At 66.9% G+C, this 25,349-nt stretch carries 22 protein-coding genes; 7 read left to right on the forward strand and 15 right to left on the reverse strand.

Annotation, left to right across the window (positions count from 1 at the left end; all coding sequences use genetic code 11):
* Positions 1-44 precede the first annotated feature (44 nt).
* Entirely contained in the window at positions 45-182 is a 138-nt protein-coding gene (locus P0R32_RS07150; RefSeq protein WP_276239265.1) for a DUF7503 family protein, read from the forward strand.
* On the opposite strand, the gene P0R32_RS07155 is transcribed toward P0R32_RS07150, so the two are convergent.
* The 9 genes from P0R32_RS07155 to P0R32_RS07195 form a co-directional block, all read right to left on the reverse strand.
* Positions 179-2,449, reverse strand: a complete 2,271-nt coding sequence (locus P0R32_RS07155; protein WP_276239266.1) for a hypothetical protein — start codon at positions 2,447-2,449, stop codon at positions 179-181. The two genes, P0R32_RS07150 and P0R32_RS07155, sit on opposite strands and share 4 nt — an antisense overlap.
* Before the next feature lie 4 nt (positions 2,450-2,453).
* Positions 2,454-3,278, reverse strand: a complete 825-nt coding sequence (locus P0R32_RS07160) for a DUF7504 family protein (protein ID WP_276239267.1) — start codon at positions 3,276-3,278, stop codon at positions 2,454-2,456.
* A gap of 71 nt (positions 3,279-3,349) precedes the next feature.
* Complete coding sequence (locus P0R32_RS07165; protein WP_276239268.1) at positions 3,350-3,967, reverse strand: CDP-alcohol phosphatidyltransferase family protein; 618 nt, start codon at positions 3,965-3,967, stop codon at positions 3,350-3,352.
* Positions 3,964-4,524 carry an adenylate kinase family protein gene (locus P0R32_RS07170; protein WP_276239269.1) on the reverse strand — a complete coding sequence of 187 codons (561 nt, stop codon included), beginning with the start codon at positions 4,522-4,524 and terminating at the stop codon, positions 3,964-3,966. Before P0R32_RS07170 ends, P0R32_RS07165 begins: the two co-directional genes overlap by 4 nt.
* The gene (hisC, locus tag P0R32_RS07175; RefSeq protein ID WP_276239270.1) at positions 4,521-5,609 is read right to left on the reverse strand and encodes a histidinol-phosphate transaminase; all 1,089 of its coding nucleotides are present in this window, start codon (positions 5,607-5,609) and stop codon (positions 4,521-4,523) included. The genes P0R32_RS07170 and hisC overlap by 4 nt, the downstream gene beginning before the upstream one ends.
* 65 nt (positions 5,610-5,674) lie before the next feature.
* Positions 5,675-6,055 (reverse strand): hypothetical protein, encoded by a 381-nt coding sequence (locus P0R32_RS07180; protein WP_276239271.1) that lies wholly within the window; start codon positions 6,053-6,055, stop codon positions 5,675-5,677.
* 91 nt (positions 6,056-6,146) lie between these two features.
* Positions 6,147-7,484, reverse strand: coding sequence for a GTPase HflX (gene hflX / locus P0R32_RS07185; RefSeq protein ID WP_276239272.1), 1,338 nt, complete (start codon positions 7,482-7,484; stop codon positions 6,147-6,149).
* Positions 7,485-7,708: 224 nt separating this feature from the next.
* Complete coding sequence (locus P0R32_RS07190; protein ID WP_276239273.1) at positions 7,709-8,008, reverse strand: hypothetical protein; 300 nt, start codon at positions 8,006-8,008, stop codon at positions 7,709-7,711.
* Positions 8,005-9,834, reverse strand: a complete 1,830-nt coding sequence (locus P0R32_RS07195) for a helicase HerA domain-containing protein (RefSeq protein WP_276239274.1) — start codon at positions 9,832-9,834, stop codon at positions 8,005-8,007. Before P0R32_RS07195 ends, P0R32_RS07190 begins: the two co-directional genes overlap by 4 nt.
* 147 nt (positions 9,835-9,981) lie before the next feature.
* Between P0R32_RS07195 and P0R32_RS07200 the strand changes: the two genes are divergently transcribed.
* Entirely contained in the window at positions 9,982-10,854 is an 873-nt protein-coding gene (locus P0R32_RS07200; RefSeq protein ID WP_276239275.1) for a halocarboxylic acid dehydrogenase DehI family protein, read from the forward strand.
* A 9-nt stretch (positions 10,855-10,863) separates the two neighbouring features.
* Here P0R32_RS07200 and P0R32_RS07205 read toward each other — a convergent pair whose 3' ends face one another.
* Complete coding sequence (locus tag P0R32_RS07205; RefSeq protein WP_276239276.1) at positions 10,864-12,327, reverse strand: DNA polymerase Y family protein; 1,464 nt, start codon at positions 12,325-12,327, stop codon at positions 10,864-10,866.
* Between the two features lie 147 nt (positions 12,328-12,474).
* On the opposite strand from P0R32_RS07205, the gene P0R32_RS07210 reads away from it, so the two are divergent.
* On the forward strand, positions 12,475-12,813 hold the full coding sequence (locus P0R32_RS07210) for a DsrE family protein (protein ID WP_276239277.1): 339 nt from the start codon (positions 12,475-12,477) through the stop codon (positions 12,811-12,813).
* A 14-nt stretch (positions 12,814-12,827) separates the two neighbouring features.
* Here the strand turns inward: P0R32_RS07210 and lrpA1 are convergent, their stop codons facing one another.
* From lrpA1 to P0R32_RS07235, 5 genes are all read right to left on the reverse strand, one after another.
* On the reverse strand, positions 12,828-13,256 hold the full coding sequence (gene lrpA1 / locus P0R32_RS07215; protein WP_276239278.1) for an HTH-type transcriptional regulator LrpA1: 429 nt from the start codon (positions 13,254-13,256) through the stop codon (positions 12,828-12,830).
* Between the two features lie 134 nt (positions 13,257-13,390).
* Entirely contained in the window at positions 13,391-14,329 is a 939-nt protein-coding gene (locus P0R32_RS07220; protein WP_276239279.1) for a thiamine pyrophosphate-dependent enzyme, read from the reverse strand.
* A 2-nt stretch (positions 14,330-14,331) separates the two neighbouring features.
* Positions 14,332-16,224, reverse strand: a complete 1,893-nt coding sequence (locus P0R32_RS07225) for a 2-oxoacid:acceptor oxidoreductase subunit alpha (protein WP_276239280.1) — start codon at positions 16,222-16,224, stop codon at positions 14,332-14,334.
* Between the two features lie 685 nt (positions 16,225-16,909).
* On the reverse strand, positions 16,910-19,621 hold the full coding sequence (locus tag P0R32_RS07230) for a UvrD-helicase domain-containing protein (protein ID WP_276239281.1): 2,712 nt from the start codon (positions 19,619-19,621) through the stop codon (positions 16,910-16,912).
* Positions 19,622-20,497, reverse strand: coding sequence for a hypothetical protein (locus P0R32_RS07235; protein ID WP_276239282.1), 876 nt, complete (start codon positions 20,495-20,497; stop codon positions 19,622-19,624).
* A 282-nt stretch (positions 20,498-20,779) separates the two neighbouring features.
* Between P0R32_RS07235 and P0R32_RS07240 the strand changes: the two genes are divergently transcribed.
* The 4 genes from P0R32_RS07240 (at position 20,780) to P0R32_RS07255 (ending at position 25,331) form a co-directional block, all read left to right on the forward strand.
* A complete protein-coding gene (locus tag P0R32_RS07240) occupies positions 20,780-20,968 on the forward strand; it encodes a hypothetical protein (RefSeq protein ID WP_276239283.1) in 189 nt (62 codons plus the stop codon).
* Between the two features lie 190 nt (positions 20,969-21,158).
* On the forward strand, positions 21,159-23,864 hold the full coding sequence (locus tag P0R32_RS07245) for a PKD domain-containing protein (RefSeq protein ID WP_276239284.1): 2,706 nt from the start codon (positions 21,159-21,161) through the stop codon (positions 23,862-23,864).
* Positions 23,865-24,018: 154 nt separating this feature from the next.
* A complete protein-coding gene (locus P0R32_RS07250; RefSeq protein WP_276239373.1) occupies positions 24,019-24,621 on the forward strand; it encodes a CAP domain-containing protein in 603 nt (200 codons plus the stop codon).
* Complete coding sequence (locus P0R32_RS07255) at positions 24,618-25,331, forward strand: hypothetical protein (RefSeq protein WP_276239285.1); 714 nt, start codon at positions 24,618-24,620, stop codon at positions 25,329-25,331. The genes P0R32_RS07250 and P0R32_RS07255 overlap by 4 nt, the downstream gene beginning before the upstream one ends.
* Positions 25,332-25,349: the final 18 nt, after the last annotated feature.

Consider the following 25,349-nt stretch of genomic DNA (forward strand, 5'->3'; position numbering starts at 1 on the left):
TTTCCGATATATTGAATTCAAACACGAGGTATTTGGAAGATACAATGTCCGACAACGACACCACGATGTCGACCTGGCTGGCCGAGCACCCGCGGATGATGGGCGCGCTGTTCACGCTCGTTCTCCTGCTGTCGAGTGCGGGGAACGCGATGGCTGTCAGCTCCGCCACGGCTGGACCCTAATTGTTGAAAATTTCCTCGGCTGGAACTTCGTCTGACCACAGCAGCTGATTGTTGAAGCTGATCGGTGCCCTAACTTCCGAGAGGAACTCTTTCAATCCCCCTCGAGTGAATTCGTGGGTCGTCGCATCTCCCGACCCCACGTAATTCTTTTTTGAGCTTCCAATATGTGGTCGAGCCATAGTTCCTGTACTGAAATGTCTGGTCGGGTAGTAACGGAATCTTGAGGACACCTCTTCTCCCTCTGGGGCCCTGAGGAACGTCACCATCGGGACTCCAGTCGCACACTGACACAACTGCACCAACGGGTCCCCCACGATGCTGTAGGCGTTCCCGGCGAACGGCCCGGTCCCCACCACGTCCAGCGCGGCGTACAACGGGAAGCCGGCGTCGAACAGGCGCGCCAGGTCGCGACCGACGCGCGTCGCCAGCGAGTTCGGCAGGTCCGTCAGCGACACGACGCCGCCGAGTGCGCCCGCGTCGACGAGGGCCATCCCTTGCCGGTACGACGTGCAGGCGTTCAGGAGGAACGCGTCGACACCGGTCGACTCGACGGTGTGGAGGTCGAGGAAGCCGTCGGCACACTGCATCCCACGCTCGTCGACGTGGCCGACGTAGTGGAAGAAGTCGTGCTCGCCGGCGAGGAGGTCGCGCAACTCGGCGACCGTCAGGTCGCGCTCCTCGCGGATGTCGAACGTGATGTGGTCGCGGAAACCGTACGTGTCGCCCAACTCGTCGACCATCGCCTCGTCGTTGCAGACGACGGTGACGCCGATGGTGAGGTCCTCGGCGGGCGTTCGGTCGAGGCGCCGGCGGTACGCCTCCACGGTCGGCTTCGCGGCGCCCATCGGGTAGCCCGGCCCGACCCACGCCTGTGCGATGCTGTCGGCCTCCCGGGGGGTGACGACCGTCTCGGAGTCGTCGCCCGCGTTCTGCGTCGGCCTGCGGGTGAGCGGGTCGGCGTCGTCGGCCGCGCTCCGGATCAACGACGCGCCCCGAACCGCGTCGCGGGAGGCGCGGACGAACGCGTCCAACTCGCCAGAGTCGCCGCCGCCGCTCGTCGTCGGCGACGGCGGCGGCGACCGGACCACCGACAGGTCCGCCGCGAGGAACGGGAGCACGGTCGCGTTCTCCGGTGCCGGCGCCACGTCCGTCGTGTGCGGCCAGTCGAGGCAGTCGAGCGTCGCCTCGGGCGAGACCTCCAGGTACGCGGCCGTGCGCTCGGGGAGCGGAGACTCGTACCACTCCTCCCACGGCGGGTCGAGTCGGTCGCTCAGCGTCTCGTGGACGTGCAAGTCGACGTCGTACAAGCCGGCAGACGAGGCCCGCGTCGCGCAGTCGAGGGTGAAACAGTGGCGAAGTAGCGTCGAGAGCCGCTCCGACAGCGCCTCCGGGTCGCTCGGCAGGTCGTGGCGGACGTCGCCGGCCTGCAGGTACGGCTGGTCGCTCTCGACGACCGCCGCCGCGAGGTAGAACGCCAGCGGCGTCGCCGAGTACAGCGCGTCGTACTCGAACGGCAGGCCGAGGACGACCCCCTCGTCGACTCGTTCGACGAACCGCGGGGCGGAGAACTCACCACCGCGCTCCAACAGCGGCGGGTGGCCCCGAAGCGTCGGGAACGACCGCTCCGGCGAGGTGGTCGCCAGTGCCGACCCGAACGTCGAGATAGCGCGCGCCAGCCCCGCTGGCGAGTCGGGAACCGTCACCGTCCCGGCGGGGGAAGTCCGGCGCGACCGGGCGCCGATCAGGAGTCGACCGTCGCCGACGGCGGCCTCCTCGACGGACACCTTCGGGTACCGGTTCTCGTAGGAGACGCGCGCGGGGCCGTCCACGGCGACGTACGTCTTCACCGGCGCCGTCGACAACTCCAGGACGTGCGGTCCGGCGGGGACGCGCGCGGGTGCCTCGGCGGTGGCCGTCGCCACGACAGTGTTGTCCGGGTCCCGGACGTACACGTCGGCGGTGCAAAGCGGCGTCACCGCCGTGGCGTCGACGCGCCAACAGCCGTCGACGGGAGCGGGGAACCGGTCTGCGGCGTCGACCCGCGTCGCGCCGGCCGTCGTCGACCCGTCGGTGACTCCCTCGACGGCGACCGGGAGACTCACCTCCTCGATGGAGTCGACGAGTTCGTAGGCCGTGGGGGAGCCCCGCTCTGTCGGGACGAGTCGGACGACGGCGGAGGCCGCCCCGTCGACGCCGACTCCCGCCGGGGCGTCACCGGAGCCGGAGTGGTCGGCTCCCGACGGAGACTCCTGTTCTCGTCCTGGCATCAGATCACCGGAGGGGGTTCCACTCGGTCGTCCCCCACCCGAGGATGTGCCAGCGCTCCTCTGGGACGGGAGCGGTCTCGCGCGACCGGAGTTCGACGATGACGTCCAACTCGTCGCCGAGGGACTTGGCGAACTCGTCGACGACGGGGTCAGACCGCGGGTCGCCCGAGGCCGGTCGCGGGAGGTGGATGTGCGCCATGCCGCCGCGCTCGCGCGTCTCGGCGGCGACGTCTCGAAGCAGGCGCCGCGCCGCCTCGGCGCCGACCGCGGCACACAGCGCGTCCGCACGGTAGACGCCGACCCGGAGGCCGAGTCGCTCGTCGCCGTCGGTCGCCAACTCCTCGACGGCGTGGAACACGGCCGCGCGGATTGCGTCGACGCCGACACCAGCCTCGCCACCCCCGACGAGGTCGACGCGGTCGGCGTCGGTCGACTCGGGTGCGTCGGTCGACTCTGGTTCGTCGGGTGCGTCGGGTGCGTCGGTCGGACTGGCGGTGTCGACAGACGGATTTCCGACCGCGGCGGGGTCGCGGACTGCTCCGTCGAGTCGCACGAGGGCCGCCTCCTCGTCGCCATCCGGGTCGACCCCGTCGGGGAACCACGCCCTCGGGGCGGCGTCGTCCTGCGTGAGCGCGAGTAGTCGCTGGCGTCGGCGGTCGGCGGCACCGAAGTAGCGCGAGGCGGCGACCCGGTAGGCGTCGTCCGGGGCGTCGCCCGTCACGAGGACGCAGCACCCGTCCTCGAGGGCTGCGAGCGCCGACGAGAGTGTCGCGTCCGGTCCCCGAACGAGTGGGACGTCGACCCCGACGTTGTCGGGCGTACCGGTCATACGTTCGTCATCCGAGGGGGAGCACAAAAACGTTCGTTCGCCTGCGAGGTTCGATTGCGTGGGTCGGCTGCTCAGTTCAACTCCGACCACGCACCCCAGAACCGCTGGATCGCGGTGAAGTGGCCGACCACGGCGAACACGACCAACAGGAGCGCGACGGCACCCAGTCCCGCGACGAGCGGGCCGGGGACGACCGCGGCGACGACGCCGACGACGCCGACCAGCGCGAGTCGGTCCGCGCGGCCGAGCAGGCCACCGTACTCCCGCCCGATGCCGACCGCCTGGATCTGGGTGCCGAGGTAGGAGGTCATCAGCACGCCCGTCACCGCGGCGAGTCCGAGGTCGAAGCGCCCGACGCCGGCGGCCAACCCGACCAGCACCGCGATGTCCGCGTAGCGGTCGAGGACGTGGTCGAGCAGGTCGCCGCCGGAGGAGTCGGTCCCCTGTGCCCGCGCGAGCGCGCCGTCCACGAGGTCGAGCCAGCCGTTCGCGAACACGAGCACCGACCCCGCGACGTACGCCAGCGGCGCCTCCGCCGGCGACTGGAGGCCGAAGGCGACCCCCGCGGCGACGGCGCAGGCGAACGCGATTACACTCACCCCGTCCGGCGAGAGGCCGAGCGAATCGGCTGCGCGCACGAACGGCGACAGTCCCTTCTCCGCCCAGGGTCTGAACTGGTCCAGCGTCATAGGTACTCCACGAAGTCTACCTCGCCCGCCGACGGTTCGCGGTCGCCGTCGAGCACGCGACCCAACTCGGTCGCGACCTCGTCGGGGTCGCGGTCGGTCGTGTCTATCTCGTACACTCGATCCGGGCCGAACCGCTCGACTGCCTCGCCGAGGATCACGTCCAGCGCCTCGCTCTCGCGGTTCTCTCGCGCGCTCGCCTCGCCTTCGCCGCGTTCGATCAACCGCTTTTCGAGCACGTCGGGGCGACACCGCAGGACGGCCACGCGGTCGGCGTCGAGGTAGTGCGCGAGGTGGGAGTCGACGACGCCGGTCCAGTCACCGAGGTTGGCCTCCACGGCGTCGAGATCTGCGACGAGCGAGTCGCGCTCCTCGTCGCGCTCGGTGTAGAGGCCCTCCTCGCGGATCAGGTCGTTCAGGTGGACGACTTCGACGCTGCGCTCGGCGGCCAGCACGTCCGTCGCGGTCGTCTTTCCCGTCCCCGGCGTGCCGGTGACGACGAGGCGGTCGACGGCTCCCGTCGGCGCCGGCGCGTCGTCGTCGTTGGTCGCGTCGCTCACGCTTCGACCCCGAGTTCCACGAGCACGTCGTTCAGCGTCTCGACGGCCTCCCGCGTCTCCGCCTCCGTGCCGCAGGAGATGCGGACGCACTCTGGCAGGCCGAACGAGCCGGTGTCCCGGACGATGACGCCTCGCTCCTGTGCGCGCTCGGCGACCGCCGAGCCGTCGCCCACCTCCGCGAGGACGAAGTTGCCCGCGCTGTCGAAGGTGGGGGCGTCCAGTTCCGCGCGGATGTAGTCGCGCGCCCAACGCGCGGATTCCACGCTCTTCTCGACGTGGTCGTCGTCGTCGAGCGCCGCGATGGCGGCGTCCAGCGCGACCGCGTTGGCCGCGAACGGCGTGTTGACGCGGGCGTAGGCGTCGGCCCACGCCTCGGGGACGAGCGCGTAGCCGATACGCAGGCCCGCCAGCCCGTACGCCTTCGAGAAGGTACGCGTGACGGCGACGTTCTCGTACTCGTCGAGCAGGCCCGCCGCCGAGGGCGTGTCGGTGTACTCGCCGTACGCCTCGTCGGCGACGACGAGGGTCTCCTCGTCGACACCCTCCAGCAGGGCGACGAGTTCCTCGCGCGGGAGTTCGGTGCCGGCGGGGTTGTGCGGCGTCGTGACGTACACGATCCGTTCGCCGTCGTAGGCGTCGAGGATCGCGTCTGCTGTCTGGGCGAAGCCGTCGGCCTTCTCGACGGGGTACGTCGTCACCTCGCCGTGGTGGTAGCGCGCGCTCATCGGGTAGTAGGCGAACCCCGGTTCGGGCACCAACACGGTGTCGCCGGGGGACAGCGTCGCTCGCGCGAGGTAGTCGAGCGCGCCGTCGGCGCCCGGACTCACCCACACCTGCGCGGGGGCGAGGTCCCACGTCGCCGCCAGCTTCTCCGTGAGGTCGGCGTGGGCGGCCTTCGGGTACACGTGGGCGTCCTCGGCGGCGGCCTGCGCCGCCTCGACGGCCTTCGGGGACGGGCCGAACGGGTTCTCGTTCGAGGAGAGCTTCACTAGCTCGTCGGGGTCGAGCCCGAGGTCGCGGGCCACCTCCTCGACGCCGCGGCCGGGGACGTACGGCGCGTTCGCCGAGAGGTCGCGCGTGTTCATGCGCGAGGAGAGTGGTGGGCGCTTCTTAAGCGTGCTCACAGCGGTTGGCCGGTCGTGCGATCGGCTCACCCCCCGAGCGCGCGCCGAACACGGTCGAGCAGGCCGCCGCCGTCGCCGCCGAACAGTTCTCGTTCCACGACGTCGAGTTCGTCGTCGCCGAAGCGGTCGTCCGCGCGCGCCTCCACGAGCCAGTCTCGCCACTCGGCGTCGGTGAGGACGCCGCGTGACTCGGGCCCCCACTGCTCGCGGAGTTCCTCGCGGTCCTCGAACGGGACGTCCATGTCGCCGCCGCCCCACACCAGTGGCGAGAGGGCGAACGCGTACTCCGCGTGGTCGAGCGGGCGGAAGCGATAGGGGTAGCCGTTGAAGCTGAACACCGTGTCGGGGTCGACCGTCTCGCCGGTCGGGAGGGTGAGCGTCGCCGACGGGTCGGTCTTTTCGTCCATGCTCGATCGGAGGGGGTCGAGGCGGATGTGCCTTCGGTCCTGCGACCTCGGCAGGCGACCGCCGACCGTCGTGAGTCGTCGTCAGCCCCACCTACCTCTCGCGGAGGTCGGCGGCGCGTCGCTTCGCCTCGTCGACGACGCTGGGCGCGCCCGCGAACTCGACGGTGACCGCCTCGGCGTCGTACGCGACCGCGGCATCACCGCGGTCGTGGAGCCACGAGACGAACGCCTGTGTCTCGGACGAGTTGGGGACGGTGAGTCGCGCTTCGGCAGTCGGGAGGGCGTCGACCACCGCCTCGCGGAGTGCCTGCACCCCCTCGCCGTCGTGGGCGCTGACCGCGACCGGATCGTGTGTGTCGACGTCGACGTCGGCGGCGGCGAGCGTCTCCGCGACGACGGCGACCGCGGCGTCTCGTGACGCCTCGTCGAGTCGGTCGACCTTGGTGACGACGGGGAGCACCGCCCCGGACGCGTCGCCGGCAAGCACGTCGACCGTCGTCTCCAGTCGGCGTCGGATCTGGGCGTCGTTCGCGCTCCCGTCGACGACCGCGAGGACGATGTCGCTGGCACCGATTTCGTCGATGGTCGCGGAGAACGACCGGACGAGGTCGTGGGGGAGGTCTGTGACCAAGCCGACGGTGTCGGTGAGAAGCACCCGTCTGCCGCCGAGCGTCGCCCGTCGGGTTGTCGTCTCCAGCGTCTCGAACAGTCGGTCCGCGACCGTCGCCGTCTCGGTCACGTCGGCGGCGGCCGTACCATCGTGGTCCTCAGTACCGTCGTCGTCGGCGTCGACGGCGAGGTCGTCGGCCAAGCGACGGAGGAGCGTCGACTTCCCCGCGTTCGTGTACCCCGCGAGCGCGACGAGGTCGAACCCCTCCTCGCGGCGTCGGCTTCGGCGGTCGGCAGCGGCGTCGGTCGCCTCTGCGAGACGACGCTCCAAGTCGTCGATGCGGCGTTCGACGTCGAGGACGGGCGAGCCCTTCTCGGTCGCCCGGTTGAGGACGGACTCCTCGCTCGCGCGTCGGACGCGCGGGAGTTCGTACCGAAGCGTCGCGAGTCGAACCTGCGTCGTGGCCGTTGACGACCCGGCGCCCGCCGCGAAGATTTCGAGGACGAGGCGGTACCGGTCCACCAGGGTCGTCTCCGGGGGCAACACCTCCAGCAGGTCCGTGTACTGGCCGGGGGTGAGCGCGCCGTCGAAGACGACTGCGGTCGCCTCGGTGTCGGCGACGACAGCCGCCAGTTCTCGTGCTTTCCCTGCCCCGAGGTTGTACCGGCGGTCCTCCTGGCGTCGCTGGGTCAGTTCGCCGACGACGTCGTAGCCGGCGCTCGCGGCGAGTCGCCGAATCTCCGTCGTGTCGGGCGTCGAATCCTCCTCGCGGGCGGCGACGACCGCTCGCCCGCCGGTGAGTCTGTCTCGTACGTTCACTGTGTGTCGTGGTCGTTTCCCGGAGGCCGTCGAGCGGAGAGGCCCGACGGCGACTGGCTCACGACCGGTCGCTCAGTAGCCGACCGTTGGAGGCGAGGACGCCTCCACCGTGCCGACCGACACGTCCTCGCCGACGCGCCAGTCAGCGAGACGAGAAGTTGGGCTCCATCTACTGCCATCCTGCACGCAGGGCGTCAAGAGCGTTTGGCCGGTGTGAGAGGCGATCACAGCGTGTCCGACGCGTCGTCGACCGCCTCGATCAGGTAGTGGTCGGCGTCCTGCTTGACCAAGTCGGCGTCCTCGCGCATCGACACGACGTAGCCGGTCGGGCCGCGCTCCAACTCGTGGGCGGCGTTCACGCGGACGAGGTTGCCGATCACCTGCGCGGCGGGCGGCTTCTGGGCGGCGCCGCAGTCGTAGATCGTCAGCAGTTCGTTGCCGTCGTCGGTCTCGTAGACGATGACCCGCGCGTGCGGTGCCAGCCGCCAGCGGTCGTCGCCGCTTGGCGGGAGTTTCAGCGTCACGGCGACAGGTCCGGGTCCAGTCCCGCGGCGGCTTCGATCTCGGCGACGACCTCGACCAGTTCCTGTTCGTCGGCGTGGCCGCCGTACACGCGGCGCACCAGGTCCGGGAGCGTGTACGCGTACTCGCCCTCAGAGCGATGCTCGACGAACCCCGCGCGTCGCAGGACCTTGTTCCGGGCGTACGCGTACGTCCGGTCGCCCGACCCGTTCGCGGCCCGGTGGGCCTCGAACGGTGTCGACCGACCCGTCGCGCGGTACGCCGCGAGCATTCCCTGCGTCACGTCCTCCAGCGACTGCACCGCACGGACGAACCCCGCGACGACCGCCTCGCGGTGGCGCAGTTCGTCGCCGTCGACGAACGCCGTCGCATCGCCGTCGGTGTCGGCGGCGAACCCCGACCGTGAGCGCGCCGGCGAGATGTCGACCCCCTCGGTCGGCGGGACCGCGTCCGCCACACGCTCGGGCGTCGCGTCCGCCTCCGCCGCTGTCTCGGCGTCACCGTCGCCGGCGCCGGCGTCGTCGACCGCCGAAGCCGCCGCGCCGTTCGTCGCGGTCGCGACCGGGTCCGGTGCCGCGTCGGTGTCTGCTCTGTCGGCGGCGACCGCTTCGGGGTCCTCGTAGTCGTGGAGTTCGGACTGGTCCTCGGCGACCGACTGGCCGAACTCGTCGTCCTCGTCGCGTCGCTGCGGTTCGGGGGCCGAGCCGTTCGCCGACGGGACACCCGCATCGCCGGCACCGCGCTGGAGGGTCCGACCGGTGCCGCCGCGGTACGGCGCCTCGGCCTTCTGGAGCAGCGCCTGTGCGAACTTGTCCGCCATGTTCGACATGTCCTGCGCCTCCTCCAACTCCCGTTCGAGTTGGGTGATGCGCTGCTTCTTCTTGTCCAACTCCTGGCGGAGGTCGGCGAGTTCCGACTCCGTGCGCTCGCGCTCGTCGGTGATCGTCTTCAACTCGGAGACGAGGTCGCCGGAGACGGACTTCAGGTCGGGGCGCTCGAAGTCGTCGAGCCCGGGCGTTGCGCCCGCGTCGAACGTCGTCTTGCGGCGGAACTGGACCCGGCGGATGGACTCGGCCCAGTCGGTCATGAGGAACGCCTCGCCGTCGTCCATGTCCTCGATGGCCTCGCCGTACTCGTTGCCGAGGATGCGGGAGACGACCTTCGTGTCGTTGTCCCAGGTGAGGCGGTGCCAGCAGAGCCAGTCGCACTGGGTGATGAAGTCCTTCTTCACGTCGGCGGGTCGCTGGGAGATGCCGACGATGCCGAGGCCGTGTTTCCGGCCGCGCTTGCCGATCTTGATGAGGGTCTTGCCGGTCTTGTCCATCCCCGCGCCCTCGGGGATGTACTCGTGGCACTCCTCCACCAGCATGAGGAACGGCTTCTTCAGCTTCTTCTCCTTGGCGAACAGCTGTCTGGCCGTCTCGCGGATCAGCTCCGAGGCCTCGTCTTCGTCGAGGTACCCCGACACGTCGAGGATGATCGGGACGTTCTGTTCGAGCGCGAGCGAGGCGATCTTGCCGGCGTGTTCCGCCGACACCTGGATGTCACACTCCTCGTCGGCGCCGACGTGGAGGATCTCGAACTCCTCTTTCAGCCCGTAGTACTCGCCGTCGGAGTCGACGATCAGCACGGGGAAACTGTTCGAGAGCAGTTTCTCGATGACGACCGAGGCGGTGTTGGACTTCCCGCTGCCGGACTTGCCCGTGATGAAGCCCCGACCTGTCAGGATCTCGACCACCGGGAGCGAGATGGGCGTCCCCGCGGAGAGCCCGGACTCGCCGCCGACGCCGTCGCTCACGTCCGCGACGGTGATGGTCTCGTCGCTCATTGATCCATCCTGACGCCCGCCCGGGCTTAACTCCAGCCGTCGGGTCGGACGCGCGTCTGACGCGACCCCTCCGCCTCGCCATCTCCCACGTCCGTCTGGCGCACACGGGCGAGGTGGACTTACCACGTCCCCCCGCGACGACCGCGCATGGACACCAGTCAGGAACTCCACGCAGCGGACGCGACGGGGTGGCGCGCGGGGATGTACGACGACATCCGACACACGTTCCGCGCGCCCGTCGTCAACTGGATCTGGCGGACGGCGACCGCGAACCACCCGGATCTCACCCGCTACCTCTGGGGACAGGTGAAGCCCGCCTTCGACACGCGCGCGTTCGCCGAGACGACCGTCGCCTACCGCGACGCCGTCCTCTCTGCGGTCGACGGCCCACGGTACCGGGCGGGCGACCTGGACCTCGCGCCCGCGGAGGCGCGCGAACTCCGCGGACAGATCGCGACGTTCGACGCCGTCGCGCCGCGCCTCGCCGTCTTGTTCGAGTTGGTCGACCGCTCGATGAACGGCGGCGACGTGGGGACGGCAGTGCCGGATTACCCGGGCGCGACCGCACCGTTCCCCGACCACGTCGACGCCGACCGCGGACTCGACCCCTCGATGGTCGCCGTCGACGCCGTGCCCGAGTCCGCGGCGGACGCCGTCGCGGCCATCCAGTCGTTCCACGGGTTCGACGAGGGCTCGCTCCCGAGCGTGTATCGCTGTCTCGCGCAGTGGCCCGGCTTCCTGACCCGGCTCTGGGAGGACCTAGAGCCGGAGTTGGAGAGCACCGCCTTCGACACCGCGGTCGCCGACGCCGACGCGGTCGCGGCAGCGTACGTCGAGGGACTCGCATACCAGCCGGCGCTGTCGCGGGAGGCGGTTCTCGCGGCGGGGTTCGAGGCGTCGGCGTTCGAGGATCTAGCGGGGCTGTTCGCGACGTTCAACGCCGGTCCGGTCGAGACGGTCATCCCCGCGCTCCCGCTGTTCGCGGACGCGGTCGGCGCCGCGGGTGCCCGTCACCTGTAGCCGGTCGACTCACCCGAAGTCGTTCAGGTCGACCTGTCCACGACGGCGCCGAGTACGCCGCTCTCGCGTCGCGTCCGCGTCACCCTCGTCGGCCCACTCGTCGAGCGTCGCGTCGCCAGACACCGTCCGGCGGGTCACCGCGTCGTCGCCATCGCCGTCGTCGTCGCTCTTGCTCTTGCTCTTGCCGGAGTCACCCTCGCCGGTTCCCGCGTCGTCCCCGTCCGACGCGTCCGTGTCGTCGTCTCCGTCTCTCGCGGACGCCCCCTCGTACCCGTCGAGCGTCACCTGCTCCTCGGCGGCGAACGAGAGGTTCGACACGCGCACTCCCAGTTTCCGGACCGTCTCGCCTTCGAACTCCGACAGCAGGTCGAGCGCGACTTCCTCGACCAGGTCGGGGTCGTCGACCGGGCCGGGCAGCGACTCAGCGCGAGTGTTCACGTCGTACGGCGGGCGCACGACCTTCACCCCGATGGTCCGGTACATGGCGTCCCGGGAGCGCGCCCGCTCGGCCACGTCCGCCGCGAGCGCGCGGACCTTCTCGCGCTGTTCCTCGGCGTCGTCGGTCCGCCCCGCCGACTCCCGCGACAGCGACTTCGGGCGCCCCGTCGGCGTCACCTCGCGGTCGTCGCGACCGTTGGCCCGGTCGTGGAACTCCCGCCCCCGGGAGCCGAACCGGGCCTCGAGGTCGGCAGGGTCGGCCGCCGCGAGGTCGCCCGCCGTCTCGACCCCCAGGTCTGCGAGGTCGCTCGCGGTCACCGGTCCGACGCCGTGGATGTCCGACACCGGCAAGGGTGCGAGGAAGTCGGCGACCGTCCCGGGCGGGACGACGGTGAGCCCCTCGGGTTTGTCGTGGTCGGAGGCGACCTTCGCGGTCGCCATGTTCGGCGCGACGCCGACGCTCGCGGGGACGCCGGCCTCGCGCTCGATGCGCTCGCGGACGTGCCGGGCGAACCCCTCCGCGAGGGTGCGGGCGTCGCCAGTCGGCGGCTCCGCCTCACTCCCCCCGTCGCCCGTGTCGACGGTCTCCCACGAGGTCCGGTCGGTCACGTCGAGGTACGCCTCGTCGATGCTCACCTCCCGCACCGTGTCGGCGACGTCGTGGAGGACGGCCTTCACCTCCGCGGCGACCTCCTTGTAGAACGCCATGTCGACGGGTCGGTAGTGGCCCGCCTCGTCTGGGTCGGGAGCGTCGGGGTCGTCCGCGTCGGCGTCGGCCATCCGGGGGAGCCGTTCGAGCGCCTGCGAGATTGGCTGGGCCGACTCGACGCCGAACGCGCGGGCCTCGTAGCTCGCGGTCGCGACCGCGCCGATGGTGTCGCCCGGCTCGTACCCCATCCCCACGACGACGGCCTCGTCCGCGAGCGACGGCTCTTTGAGGCGCTCGCAAGAGGCGTAGAAACAGTCCATGTCGACGTGTAAGATCACCCGCTCCCCGCGGTCGTCCGTCGGCGCGCCGGGGAGCGTCTCCTCCATACGGGTGGCTCAGACCCCGACCGCCCAAAAGCTTCGCCACGCGCGGCGGAAGTGAAGTGGCGCGTGGGCGAGTGGTCGGCAAGTCGCTCATTTCGACGGGTTCGCGGCGACAGTGCGCTTTACTCCGTGTTCGCCGTATTCGAGGGCGTGAACACGGTCATCCACCTGACCAGCGACGATCCAGACGACTGGGGCCACGCGGTCAGATCGGCGAACATGCTGGCGAGCAACGAGTGGCTCGCACACGACGACCTGACGCTGTTGGCACACCGGACAGGCGCCCGGATCGTGGCGCCCGACTCGACGCACGCCGACGAGGTGCGCGACCTGCTCGACCGCGGCGTCACCGTGACCGTCGGCGAGTCGTGTCTGGACTCCCTGAACGTGCGACACGGGACGATAGACGGGGTCGAGACCGTCTCCAGCGGCGTCACCGAACTGGTGCGACTCCAGTCGGCGGGGTACAACTACGTGAAAATCCCGTGAGCGTCCGCGCGGTGCTACTTCAGTCGCTCCTGCAGGACGGAGGGGTGCGCCGCCGTGACGCCCGAGACGCCGCCGATTTCGTCGGAGATCACCTCACCCAACGCGTCGCCGTCGGCGGCGCGCACCTCGGCCATGAACATGTGGTCGCCCGACGAGGAGTACAGCGACTCCACCGAGTCTAAGTTCTTCAGCGCACGCGTCGCCTCGACGTAGCACTCGCTGTCCACGTCGATGCCGACGAGTGCGATCGTCTGCCCGGAGAGCTTCTTGGGGTCGACCTCCGCCGTGTAGCCGACGATGACACCGTCGTCCTCCAGTTGGTTGATGTACTTGCGGACGGTCGGCTTGGAGACGCCGGCGCGGTCGGCGATCTCCGCGTAGGAGGCTTGTGCATCCTCCTCCAGCGCTTCGAGGATGCGATCGGCCGTAGAGGAGGTACTCATTACCGGATCGTTTCGCGCCACAGAAAAAATACCTTGCGAAGTGAAAAACGGGTTTGTCGGCAGGCGAGTCGCGACGGCAGACGCCCGCTACGCCCGTGTGAGGGCCGTTCGGGGCGGCGATGCCGCCGAGCGGCTCACTTGTGCTTGTCGATGAACGAGTCGTACGAGCGCTCCCACTCGTAGTCGTCGTCGAAGTACCGCTCTGCGAGCGGCTCGTCGGGCATCTCGCCGATGTTCTGCTTCTCCTGCTGGTAGGAGGGGCGCTCGTCGTCGCGGTAGTAGACGCCGGTGAGCACCTCGCCCTCGTACAGCTTGTCCTCCGTCTCGCGCATGAGCTCCTGAGCGTCCGCGCGGTTCGTCGGGTCGAAGTCGTAGTCGTCGGACTCGTTGATGTCCGTGTACGGGACGTACTGCTTGGCGTCCTTGTTCCACGTCGGGCACTGCGTCAGGAAGTCGATGTGCGCGAACCCGTCGTGCTCCATCGCCTCCTTGAGGATGCGCTGGGCCTGGTTCGGGTTGACGGCCGCCGTGCGGGCGACGAACGACGCGCCCGAGGTCAGCGACAGCGACAGCGGGCGGATCGGCGACTTCGCCGAGCCGTGGGGCTGGGTCTTCGACTTGTGGCCCTTCGGGGAGGTGGGCGAGGTCTGGCCCTTCGTGAGGCCGAAGATCTCGTTGTTGAACACGACGTACGTCATGTCGTGGTTCTCCCGGGCGGTGTGCATGAAGTGGTTCCCGCCGATACCGTAGCCGTCACCGTCACCACCCGCGGCGATCACTTCGACGCCGGGGTTGGCGAGCTTCGCCGCGCGAGCGACGGGCAGCGAGCGGCCGTGGATCGTGTGGAACCCGTAGCTGTCGAGGTAGCTGTTCAGCTTGCCGGAACAGCCGATCCCCGTCACGAGGAGCGTCTCCTCGGGGCTGCGCCCCACGTCGGGGAGCGCGCCCTTCAGGGCCTTCAGCACGCCGAAGTCACCACAGCCGGGACACCACGTTGGCTGGGGCTCGATGTCGGGCGTGTACTCGTTGCGGTCGATCTCTCGTTCCTCACCGATGGCACTGAATGCGCTCATTGTTAGTCACCTGCCGCGGGGACGAACTTCGTCTCGTTGCCGGGAACCTCCCCGTCCTCGACGACGTTCGTGGTGAACCCCTCGACGATCTCACCGGGCTCGAAGGGGTTGCCGTTGTACTTCAGCAGCGAGGAGAGCATCTCCCCGTGCGTGCCGAGCTCCTTCTGCGTCAGACCGCGGAACTGGCCCGACGCGTTCATCTCGACGACGAGCGCCTCCTCGACGGAGTCGAGGAACGCGCGCACCGTCTCGACCGGGTACGGCGCGAGTTCGGCGACCGTCAGCGACTTCACCGACGTGCCGTTCTCGTTGAGCCGGTCGACGGCCTCCTCGACGGTCCCCTGCTGGGAACCGAACGTGAGGATGCCGTAGTCGGCGTCCTCGGGGCCGTGCTCGACGAGCAGTCCGTCGTCGTCGAGGTCGGCGCGGATCGCGTCGAGCTTCTGCTCGCGGCGGTCCATCTGTGCGACCCGGTTGTCGGGGTCCTCGCTGATGTGGCCCGCCGGGTTGTGCTCGTTGCCGGTCGCCAGGAAGCGGCCGCCCTTCTGGCCGGGCACCGAGCGCGGCGAGACGCCGTCCTCGGCCTCGTGCTGGAAGCGGTGGAACTTGCCGTCGCCCGTGTGGGGCTGGTCGGCCAGTTCCTCCTCGCTGAGCGTGAGGCCGATGTCGGCGTTGGGCTCGCGGTCGAAGTGCGAAGCCGGCACGTTCGTCAGCTCCCCCGAGAGCTTCTGGTCGTAGATGAGCATCGAGGGGATCTGGTACTCGTAGGCGAGCTGGAACGCCCGGCGCGACGCCTCGTACGCCTCGGCGACGGTGCCGGGCGCGAGGACGACGCGCTGGGAGTCGCCCTGCGACGTGTACAGGACGTGCTCCAGGTCGGCCTGCTCGGGCTTCGTCGGCATCCCCGTCGAGGGACCGGCGCGCATGGCCTCGATCAGGACGAGCGGCGTCTCGGTCATCTCCGCCAGGCCGAGCGGCTCGCCCATCAGGGCGAACCCACCGCCGGAGGAGCCGGACATCGCCTTGACGCCCATGTGGGAGGCACCGATGGCGAGCGCGGCTGCGGCGATCTCGTCTTCGACCTGCTCGGAGATCCCGCCCAGTTCGGGCAGGTTCTGGCTCATGATGGTGAACACCTCGGTCCACGGCGTCATGGGGTAGCCCGCGATGAAGCGGCAGCCCTCGTCGATGGCGCCGTAGGCGATGGCGTCGGAGCCGGACATCAGGACCTGCTCCTCGTCGTGCTCGCCCGTCGGGACGGACACGTCGGGGGCGTCGACGTCGTACTCCTCGCTCACGAGGTCGTACGCCGTCTGCATGATCTCGAGGTTCGGCTCGAGGATCTTCTCGGGCATCGCGTCGCGCATCAGCTCCTCGATGGCCTCGAGGGGGATGCCGGTGATGGCGCAGGTGACGCCGACGCCTGCGGTGTTGCGCATGACCTCGCGGCCCTGCTCGCGGGCGAGCGAGCGCAGGTCCATGTCGTACACGTGCCAGTCGTTCTCCTCGACGCGCTCCTCGAAGTCCGGGATCTCCGAGGCGTCGAGCAGACCGGAGTCGTACACGATGACGCCGCCCTCGCGGAGTTCGTCGAGGTTCTCCGACAGGGGCTTGACCTCCTCGTTCCCGTAGTAGGCCTCATCCTGCGGGTTGCGGGCGAACGAGTCACCCAGCGCCAGCAGGAAGTTGTAGCCGTCCCCGCGGGACTCGACCGGATCGGCCGAGGCGCGTACCTCGACGTACGTGTGGCCGCCGCGGATCCGCGATGGATAGTGACGATGCGTGAATACGTGGAGCCCCGCTCGCATCAGGGCCTTGGCGAAGTTCTGACTGGTCGAGGCGATGCCGTCCCCGGACCCGCCAGCGATCCGCCAGATGAGTTCGTCGTCTGACATAGGTACTGATCGGCCCTCCGATGGGCAGTATTTGACGGTTGAATTGCCCGCGTGAAATGCCTTGCTATGGGTTCGCAAAGGGATGATCGTGAGGGTTTGGCGGTCTGGCTGAGTTGCCCGGGAGTCGCGTCGTTCGTTTCAGTCGAGTGATGTGCGGAATGGTAGCAATGCTGTTATAGCTGGAGGGATATCTGGTTCCAGTGACACGAGACCGTCGTGCGGCAGTCGACGCGTTCGCAGCGCGCGTCGCCACCAGCACTTCCCGGCGCGAGGTCGTCGGGACACGACTCCCTGACCGAAGGAGACTGACACCAGCGGAGTGTCGTGACGAACACGAGGCCTCGATCTGCGCCGCCGCGGCGGCCTACGGTCGCATGGCGGGAACTGCTGACCCAGACGACTGAACGGACGCCGGCCCTTATGACGACGCCACGCTCCAGACGACCCGTCGCACGGGCTACGCGCCCCGCGAAGCGCCCGTCGCGAAGGCATCCGAAACAGCAGTGTACGCTTCGAAGAGATTCACACGATTTCTGTACTGCAACCCCGAGTTGCCATTCCAATCGGATGGACGGTCGCTCGCATTCGAGTTGTTCTTGGTCGTCTCAGCCGCTACCGACCTCAGTCCACGGAGACGGTGGCGGCGACAAGTAGGCGCCACTCGTCGACGCATGACTTGACTCCGTCAGTCGTCGGTCGCTACCGTCTTGCCCGTCCCTATGCGTTCAATGGGTGTCCGGTCAAATCGGATCTCCACGCCGTACTTGCTCCGCTCGATCTGTCTGTTTGGATCATCAAGTTCGAGCCGGTAGGTCACACCCTTCTCCAATCGTGGTGGGTCCTGGTTCGGCCACGAGAGCAGCGAAACCTCGAACCCCCCACAGTCGAGCGTCGCCTTCACCGGCATCCGCTCTTGGCGTGCTGGGGTGAACTGAGTACAAGTCCCGACCAGTTCTTCGGGAGTTGGCACGGCCACCCGTTGGAACCATTGTTCGATGTCCTGGACGTACTGAGACTCCTCGTCGGCGCGGGCGACTGCGTGAAACTCCTCCTCGGTGCGGGTGAGCGCGACATAGAACAGTCGGCGTTCTTCGGGAATGCGCTCGGCGGTGACCTCACGTGCGGGGTCGAGGATGACGTCGGCCTGTTCCTTGATCGGAATGCCGTCTTCGTCTTCATCCACCGCGTGGAGGAGGATGACGACCGGTGCCTCGGTCCCCTTCGATGCGTGGACCGATTGAAGCGTAACGAGTGGCGGGCCCGACTCGGGTGTTTCCTCCCCATCCGGGACGTCGTACGTTGCGAAATCCTGCTGGTCGAATGTGACCGGGTAGGGGACTGATTCGCGGTAGCCCTCGGGGAGGAAGTCTCTGACGAACTTCGGTCGACGGTGGGGGATCTCTCGGCGTTCCAGTTCCTCACGGAGTCGCTCCATGTAGGCGCTCTTCGCGTCGTTTCGTGAGAGAACCATTACGTCATCGAGGGGGCGCTCAGCGATGGCAGACTCGACCATGTCGGCCACGTACTCGACGACGCGTGGCTCGTAGAGCGCGTCCATCGTGTGAAGCGTCGGCTTCGCGTCCAGGTCGCTGAACGCACGCACTACCTTCTCGTTCTGTGGCGCAGCGCTCTGGGCCATCAAGTCTGCACCCGCGTCGACGACGGCTGGCGGGCACCGATAGTTCACCTGCAACTGGGTGTAGGTGACGTCATCGAATCGCTCCTCGTATTCGGTGAAGTACCGGACGTTCGAGCCACTAAAGCCGTAGATGCTCTGCCAGTCGTCACCGACGCAGAACAGGTGGGTCTCGCTCTCCCCGCCCATGAACGACTCGACGAACCCGAGCGTGGCGTCCGTGACGTCCTGGAACTCGTCAACCAGCACGTGGGCGAAGCGGTCGCCGAATCTCTCTGGGTTCGACTCGACCACTTCGGTGGCGGTATACACCATATCGTCGAAGTCCGTGGGCGCGTCCTCGCGCTCAACGACGCGGTCGTAAGCCTCAACGAGCGCAGCACCCGCTTCGCCGAAGGCGTCTCGAACCCGATCAGTCCCGTCGAGGCGCTGCCGTATCTCCTCGGCCGAGCGGTCGAACGTCCGGGCCTCCTCCACGAACTCCTCTAGTTTTCGACGGACGAACTCTTGTGGATCCTCGCCGAACCGCTTGTTATCAGCGATGTAGCCGTCCTCGCCATAGTCTCCCTCGGCGTTGATGAACTCCTCGTATCCCCGTTTGAACGCCGCGTAGCAGTCGGGGAACTCGACGGCCGCGCGCTCGGTGTCGTGGCCCCGACTGGCGGCGTTGTGGAAACTGTCGACGAGTCGCTCGCGCTCGGTCCCCAGGTTACCGCTGCCACCGCTGCGAGCCTCGTGGTAGATGCTATTCGCGAACGCATGGATAGTCGAGATGTTCAGATCGTCCGCCTGAACACCGGCGGCTTCGGCGATACGAGCGCTCATTTCGGCGGCGGCGTCCTTGGTGTACGTGATGGCGACGATGTCGCTCGCAGGGACACCCTTCTCCAGCAAGTAGACGAACCGATAGGTGAGTGTGAGCGTCTTGCCGGTGCCAGCGCTGGCGTCGACCAGATTCCGCCGGTCGTCTCTGACGACGGCTTTCTGTTGCTGGTCGTTCAGTGGACCATGGTCGGTGACGAGCAGGTCGGCGTATCGCTCGCGCTCACTCGCGACGAACTCATCGTTGTAATCAGGTAGGTAGTCGACCAGTTCTCCAAAACGGGTCTTTCGTTCGGTCAGCCAGTCGGCGTCGGCGCCTGGTAGTACGGGAAGGACGAGCTCACGCGCCATGTCGGCTAGCCCATACCATATCTCGTTGCTCGTCGCGATCAGCACCTCTTGATCCGAGCTAATCATGTAGCGATCGGCCCCGGCGTAAGGCTCGAACCGTGCGTCGAACTCCTCGATTTCCGCCGACAGTCGCTCGCGTTGACGATCGAACGCAATCTTGTTGCGGACGTACTCGCGGGCCTCGCGAACGTTCGTCTCAAGCACCGCCAACTTCCGGCGTTCGATTCGGGTGAGATAGTCCTCGTTGACCGCGTCGTAGAGCGTATCCACGGCAGCGCTCGCGTCGTTGAGTTCAGTCTCCATGCGTTCTAGATCGAACCGTGGCTGGTCGCCGTCCTCGCGGCGGGCGCACGCGCGCACGACATCGCTCCCGTAGGTCCGTTCAATTCGCTGTCGGTGGTGCTGGTACGTCTCTCGGACCTCGTCGCGACGTTCGAGAAGCGCCTCGCGCCGGTCGACGTAGTCGAGGTCGAACATGTACTCGAGCGCGGCGGCGACCAGCGGCGGTGCCACCTCTACCAGTACGTCCAGCCCCTCGGTCTCGGCCTTCAACCGCTCCAACGCCGGGAACGTGCTCCGGTCGGCCATTCAGGAGGACACCTCCAACTCGACCCGATCCTCGCTCGTACCGGTTTCTGTCCCTGCTGCGTTGAGGATGCCGATCGGGAGGACACGCTCGTCTTCGCTCTCACGGACGTACTCATCCCACACGTCCTCCGGTCTCGGCTCGCCACCAACTCGCTCGCGAGCGGAGGCGACGTACACCTCGAACGGCTCACCTCCACGGTTGCCCGAGCGCATCCGGTCGATGTGCCGCCGGAATATTGCTCGGGCCCCGTCCAGTCCCTCGGGGACTTCCGAGGTTCCAGGGACAGAGAAGTTGCAGTCCGGACAGGTGAGCGCCAGCGTCTCGCCGTGGTCGTCGGCCTTCTCCGACCCAAACACGTCTGCCCACGCTTTGGCCGCCGTCTCGCGGTTCTCTTCGCCGGGTTCGAACCCCGTGTTCGGCCCGTGGACCACTTCGCGCGGGAGGACTCCCTCGATCAGTTCGAGGCCGCAGAGTGGACACTCCTGAGCGACGTAGCTCACTTGGTCGCCCTCGAGGTACTCGAAGCGCCAGCCCACGCCATCGTGTTCGACGCGACCCACGAGCACGGGACCGTCGAAGATGGTCCAGCCGAGCAGCGAATCCACCCTCGTGGCCGCCGCGACGGAGAACGACGCGAGGCTGCCGTAGCGCCAGCGACCTACAACAGCGCTCCCGACGAACGCCACAGCTACGGCACCGAGGAACTCCGGCGTCGTCATCAACGAGATGATGGCCGGACGCGCCGGCAGCCCCGGGACGACGGCTTGGAGGATGTCGTACGCGAGGAGCGCCACGCCCAATTCGCTCACCGCGACCCAACTCAGCACCCCTGCCGCGAGGATGTAGCGTGTCACCCGCGGCCCGTAATTTCGCATGGCGTCTCGGTACGTGTACTGAATTAAGATTGTTCGGATTAATATGGTACACAAAGGGATACGCCCGCTGTCGTCGATTCCGGATGAGCAACTGGGCCGTCCTGACGCGCTCAACAAGTTCAGCCGGATCGCCGTGGTGACTGGCGCGAACAGCGACGCCAGATACGGCATCATGGTGACACCCAGACTCCTTACCTCAACGTCAGACAGATCAAGGCTGGCTGTGACGTCCTCGTCCTCGTCTGTTCCGACTCCGCCCTAGCCCCGGTCAACGAGTGGTCGGTGCTGCTCCCGAGCGCGGTGTTCGAGGCCCCAACCCGGGGGACCCTTGCTGACGCGTGGGCGTTCCACGAGGCACTCGACGCCGCGGCCGACTACTCGTTCGATCCACTTCGCGACCTCGCGTCGACCGTAGGGGTCGACAGCGACGCGGTCGTGAAGGCCGAGCGCACTCGTCGAAGTCGCAACTAGACGTGCTCCGACCACGAGTTCGCGCGAGGGGCAGGCGTCGAGGTCGAGGTCGAACTCTACGCCTGTCGTCCCTCAGTACGCTGTCGTCGACACGGGATGCTCCGCACTCAACCCAGCAGTTCGTCGCGCCCGATAGCCCTGCCCTTCTTACAGAATATTTATGTTGGAAAAAGAGGCAACCCCGCCCACGATGACACGACGTTCGCTCGCTCTCGCGCTGCTGCTCCTGTTGTCGGCCGGGGCGCCGCTCGCAGACGCGCACCCGGAACAGGACAACGACCCCCCGCTCGTCGACGCCGGCCTCGACCGGGAAGTCGATCGAGGCGCGGTCGTCTGGCTGGACGGGGGCGGCACGAACGACCCCGACGGGGAGGTCGTCACCTACGAGTGGACGATCCGAACGCCCGCAGGGGAGACGATCGCTCCCGAGGACGCGGACGCCGTGTCAACCTCGTTCACCGCCGCCGAGACCGGACGCTACGAGGTGACGCTGACAGCGACCGACGACCACGGCGCGACGCGCAGCGACACGCTGTACGTCGACGTTACCGACTCCACTGCCGATGACTCCGCGAACGACTCGGGAGCCAACGACCCGCCGGTCGGCGGCATTCGAGGCCCCGACACGGTCGTCACCGGCGAGTCAGCGACGTTCGTCGCGGCAGTGTTCGACCCCGACGGCGAGATCACGTCGTACGCGTGGTCGGACGGGCAGAGTGGCAGGGAGATCACGAAGCCCGTTGAGGTCCCGGCGGGTGAGACGTTCTCGTTCTCCGTCCGGGTGACCGACGACGACGGGGCGACAGAGACGTTCCGGAAGTCGGTTCGAGTCGTCGCGGCAGACGCTGACGGTGACGGCTCGACGGATCCGGACAATACGGCGCCACGCGCTTGGATCGAGGGGCCCGATCGGGTCGCTGTGGGAGAGACAACGTCGTTCGTGCTTCACGGGTCGGACGCGGACGGGACGGTGGTGTCTCACGAGTGGACCGCTCCCTCGGGCGGATCCGGGGCGGTGATCAGGCACACGTTCGGCTCGGCTGGGACCTACACGGTGTCGGGGACCGTGACTGACGACGACGGCGCGACCGCGAACGCGTCGACGACGGTCGAGGTGTACGAGGAAGGGCCGCCGGTGGTGCGGATTTTCGGGCCCGATACCGCTCCCGCGGGGAGCACGCAGGAGTACTGGATAGAGGCGTACGACCCCGATGGTGGAGAACTGACTATCTCGTGGGACCCTGCACAGAATCAGTTGGAGCGCTCGAGCAACACCTCGCTCAATCACGTTCAGATCTGGGGGGACCTGGATGACACTATCGTGGTTCGAGCCGTCGTGACCGACGACGAGGGGAACACCGTAACTGCAGTGAAGGAAACGGAGGTGGAAAACACGTACGACCCGGATCTGTCAGAAAAGGTTCCACAGCTGTCGTCCATCGAGACGGAGTACGTGCTCGACGACTCCAAACAGACCGGAGCCACCGATACGATCACGCTCGGGACCTACAATCTCTCTTCGACGGTTGCGCACAACGAATCCAAGATCGTCCGCGCGACGTGGGAGATTAATGATACTATTGCAGCCACGTACACCGACGAATTAGGTCGGTTCAAAGGGAGTGTGGCGACGAACATACAACATACGTTCGTTTCGGAGAGCGGCAGGATGGTCTCGCGTGCGGTCACCGTGCGTGCGGTCGACTCGGATGGGGATCGAGACAGCCGAAAGCTGGTGAGTCGCTTTCACTCGATCCAAACTCATCCCGACGTCACGTTCTATGCAAGGGGGCCTGGAGCTGAGAGCCAAGGTAGCACTGTCCTGATCGAGCCAGGCCAGGACGTCGTGTTCACCGTGGGTTCGTACCAGAACTATCGTCTGGTCTTCGGAGATGGGGAATCCATCACTGGCTCGGGGACCTCTGGAGCGAACAATGTCAAGATCTCGCACACCTACGAGGACCCAGGGACCTATACGGTCAGACTGTTCTCGACCCAGGGTCCGAAAGGGAAAGCACTGGCAGCGGCAACAGTGACGGTCAGACCACGAACGTATGAAGAATATTGGTATGAAGTCCGAAAAACTGAGATAAACCAGGTTCACTCACAAGAACATCCAACTGGAGCGAGTTGGGAGAAAGTCGCGGTTCATGATTCTGGGGAGGTATTCACTGGCCGTACAGTTTCTGTCCTGGCTGATTCTGGCCGACCATCCATGCTTGATGAGAACTGGGAACTGAATGGAACCAGCACCCAACAGCGAACTCAGCGTGTCACGCGAATTAGTGAGAGCGACCCCGACGGTTCGGGGGAAGACTGGACGTTGGTTCAGCGAAACGTACGTACTGAATCCCGGACCTACTACGAGGACCGGTACACGTGGTTCGAGAGTAAATTCCGGCGGAACGGGTGGAGGCAGACAGGAGAAACTCGAACGCGTCGCGTCGTGATCGGTGATGGTCACGACCACGACCGCGAGCGCCACTCACGAACGACCGCAGAATGTACTAACTGGGATCTTGCACTCGACCCACTTGGTGGGTTCTCGAGAGAGTGTGCGAGGTGGGAGTACGACACGGACGTCTGGTATACCGGTCACGATCACGACGGCAGGACGTACTACGAGACGGAATATCGGTACAAAACGGAAGTGAAGCGTACCGAAACCGTGTCATATCACAAATACGCGGGAACCGAAACACGAACGGTTCGAATCAAGACGTACGCCGAGACAGAGACGTGGATCGAGTGGCTCTGGGAGAGTGACAGCGGATATACGGAGCAGGAACAGTCGCTTACGAAACCTGCTGAGGGGACGTACATCTCCGGGACTCTCAGACTGGTTGAAGTTCGTTGTGGCTCTGGTGAGAGCAATCACGACTCAGTAATGTGCTGATATTAGTAGAAATTAAAATAAGAAACCATGCAAATTACCACCTGATGTTGGTTTCGTGTCGAAGTGAACACGACTTGAGGGAAAGTAAATGACCCACCATCGAAACACGTTCGTAATAATTTCGACATTTATTATTGTCTCAGGATTCCTCTCGATGGGAGGTGCCCTCACAGGTGAACAGCCTACTCCAAATCAATCAGACATAGCTGGAGTAAATAACACACCGGAACTGCCGAAATATGCACATGAACAACCAGATAGCTCTGTGAACACCCCTATTCCATTAGATAATAAGACACAAAGAACAGATGTTAATGTGTCAAAAGTAGAATCGACCTTAAAACAAAAAGTGGATGAACATCGTGATGACAATGATGTCGGACCGCTAAATGCGGACCCGCGGCTCGCGATAATCGCTCGCCACCACTCCTACGATATGGCGAAACGGGACTTCTTCGCCCACACGAATCCGGACAACGAGACGTACACCGATCGACTCCAGCAGAGCGACTACGCGTGTGGTGGTGGCTATCAGAACATTGGTGCGATCTTCTGGAAAGCGAACGACACGCAGACAGAGGAGCAGTTGGCCGAAGAGCTCCTTCACGGATTCATGCGTTCGGGGCAACACAACATGGCGATGATCGACCCGGACATGACGACCGTCGGCATCGGGATCTACATCACCGAAGACCGGCGCACCTACGTGACGATGAACCTCTGTAACGCCGATCCACTCCCGGAGGACGACTCATGAGCGACCGGGAGCAGATCCCTGCTGTCCAGCGCAGGCGGCTTCTCGCAGGGGTCACAACGACCGCTGTCGCAGCCACGTCCGGCTGTCTCGGCTGGTTCGGGGACGCGAACGCCGAACCACCAGGCGGCTGGCAAACGGCGGAGTTCACCACGGCGCAGTCCACCGAGACGTTCAGTTTCCGGGAGGGGACTCGCACTCCGTACCCCGGCGTCAGACAGATCTACACCGGGGGCGGCACGCTCGTCCTCGTCTGCTTCGACTACGCACACCGCGAGTCGATCCGCTGGTGGCGCGAGGAGTTCCCGAAGCTCTCGGACCTCCTCGAAGCCGACGCCTTCCGTCCGACGCTCCTCATGTTCCCGGTCCCGGTCGACGAGTGGTCGATGCTGCTCCCGAGCGCGGTGTTCGAGGTCCGCGCCCGCGGCGACCGCGCGGACGCGTGGGCGTTCCACGAGGGACTCGTCGACGCCGCACCCGACTACTCGTTCGACCTGCTTCGCGACCTCGCGTCGACCGTGGAGGTCGACGGCGACGCGGTCGTCGAAGCCGCGCGCACGCGTCGGCGTCGCAACCAGACGCGTTCCGACCGCGAGTTCGCCCGCGGGGCCGGCGTCGAGGCGGAGGATCTTCCGGCGTTCCGCTGGGGGCGCGAACCGATCGACGCCGACACCACGGCCGACCTACGCGAGTTCATCGAAGAACACCGATAGCGCCGCGCCACCGGCAGC

It is taken from the genome of Halobaculum marinum (assembly GCF_029338555.1).
Lineage (GTDB): Archaea > Halobacteriota > Halobacteria > Halobacteriales > Haloferacaceae > Halobaculum > Halobaculum marinum.